Source organism: Gilliamella sp. wkB195, from assembly GCF_001690445.1.
Taxonomy (GTDB): domain Bacteria; phylum Pseudomonadota; class Gammaproteobacteria; order Enterobacterales; family Orbaceae; genus Gilliamella; species Gilliamella apicola_E.
The window spans coordinates 1-1,984 of the sequence record NZ_LZGP01000029.1; the positions used below are offsets into that span (position 1 = coordinate 1).

The 1,984-nt window shown below is 42.6% G+C and carries 3 protein-coding genes; all 3 read right to left on the minus strand.

Annotated features, from left to right (window positions below; all coding sequences use genetic code 11):
• Positions 1–675 (minus strand): phage tail protein (locus tag A9G08_RS07615; protein ID WP_176701532.1); only part of this gene is annotated, 675 nt, incomplete at its 3' end.
• Positions 676–677: 2 nt separating this feature from the next.
• The gene (locus A9G08_RS07620) at positions 678–1,277 is read right to left on the minus strand and encodes a phage tail protein I (protein ID WP_065561970.1); all 600 of its coding nucleotides are present in this window, start codon (positions 1,275–1,277) and stop codon (positions 678–680) included.
• Positions 1,267–1,984: baseplate assembly protein (locus tag A9G08_RS07625; protein WP_141673953.1), on the minus strand; the 718-nt coding region annotated here is incomplete at its 5' end. The genes A9G08_RS07620 and A9G08_RS07625, both read right to left, overlap by 11 nt.

The following is a 1,984-nucleotide window of genomic DNA, read 5'->3' on the forward strand; positions in this document are numbered from 1 at the left end:
TTCTTTAAATTGATCTATTGTTACAACAACAGAATTGTTAACAGTCAGCCGGTGTTTAAAATCGACATTGTTACCTACCTCATAAATAGGTGCGCCTGCATTGATTTTTTTCTGAGCAGGCAATGCATTGATGTCATCAGCATTGAGTATCACGTCGCGGTCTAATTTTTTGTTATTAATTTTACGGGACGGGGGTACTCTGGTTTCTATTTTCTCATCGACATATTCACGCGTAGCTAAAACAACCGACGGATCGATTTTCAATTCAACAGAATCAATATTATCAATGATAATTATCATCCTAATAACCTGAGTTCGCCCGCTGCCTTCAGCTAATCGTGGTTTATACGTCGGAGGGCAATTACCCACCGCAATCAAATTGCCCCTATCATCAAATAATCCGATCTCATGAATAAACCACCCTCCCTCATTTTCCGGGATCACTTGCTCAGCAATGATTTGGTTGCTGTTGTTTTTATCAACTGATAACGAATTGATCGCTGCACGGCGCACCTCGTTAGTTAGTGCGGTTTGAGTGGCTGTGGGTTTAGGCGCAGATCCGTTGCCATCGCCAACGGCCATGCTGGTTAATTTTAGCGGAATACCGAGCGCTGTAGCATTAGCTAATAGCTCAGCGCCAAGTTTTGTTAGAATTGTATAGTATGTTTGACTCATGATTATATTCTCATTGTATCGATAAAATGAATGGACGCACCAAATTGTCGGCGTGATTTCGTTGTGACTGTCTCGCTAACATACGGATATATGCTGATTGTATTACCGTCGTAATTACATGCGCCAATTGTTGTATTGACGCTCGTTGCTAAATGCAGTGATAGCCCGGACAAATGTCGGGATACCGGTTTGACATCCTCGATTATTCGGACTAGCTCATTATAGGATTCGTCAGTGATCCCCTTGTCTAATACTCCAATTTCTATTGAGAATGTACCTGGGGTTTTATCATTTTGCCACCACTCAATTAGATCAATTAAATACCCAAATGAACTAACTGCTCGGCGGATGGCCTCTTTGGTCCCTTTGTGTTGGTGGATTTCGAACGCCTCCGCGACAACCTTACGTTTAATTTGTTCGTTCCAATTTTCATCCCAATAATCAACACTGTATTGCCACGCCAAATACGGTAGTAGCTCATAGGGGCATGTTTGAGGATTCCACAATGAGCGTAATAGAATTGGGAAATCGCAAACCATGGCTTGAGATAACCTTTTTTCTAGCTTTGTTGATGAGGGTGGTAGCAAGGTTTTATTTGTCATATCCAGCAACCTCAACCTGATGATCAGAGCAATAACTTGCCTGCTCGCGATTAATTAACACATCTTTGCTGGGTTCTATTAGTTCGACACGTTGAACACCCGGAACATGTAACGCGGATATGATTGCGCTGCGGCTGATGCGTCGCCCTATACGGTGCTTTTCTGATATATATTCCTGCAAATTATTGAGTGCCGCTTTTTTAATGGGTTCCGATTCGGGACCGGAGTATAAAAACAGTTTAGCGTTTATCTTATATTCGATTAATTCAACTGATTTTACTGTTACACGATCAGCGACAGGGCGTCGATAGTCGTCATTAACCACTTTTTCAACAATTTTAATTAGTTCGTCTGATGCCGCGCCGTTATTGTCGCGCGACAATATTGCCAGTGTTACACATGCTGGGGAAGGACTTTCGGCTGCAGCATCTAATACTCGACCGTCAGCGCTGCGAGCATAAAATTCATAAGCTGCTCGCGGTCCAGCGACGGATAACCCTTCAAATGCTGCCTGAATGCGCAATCTAAAGTCAGCATCAGATTCCTTGATCTCTTTTATTGCTGGCGTGACGCTGTCATCTGCATGTTGAATAATTAAACGGTATACGTGGAAGTTAGCGCCTAAATTATCTAAATCGCTGCCATTCGCGTGAGCAATCATTAGCGCATGAGACGCCTCATTAATACGTTGTCGAATAATTAATTCA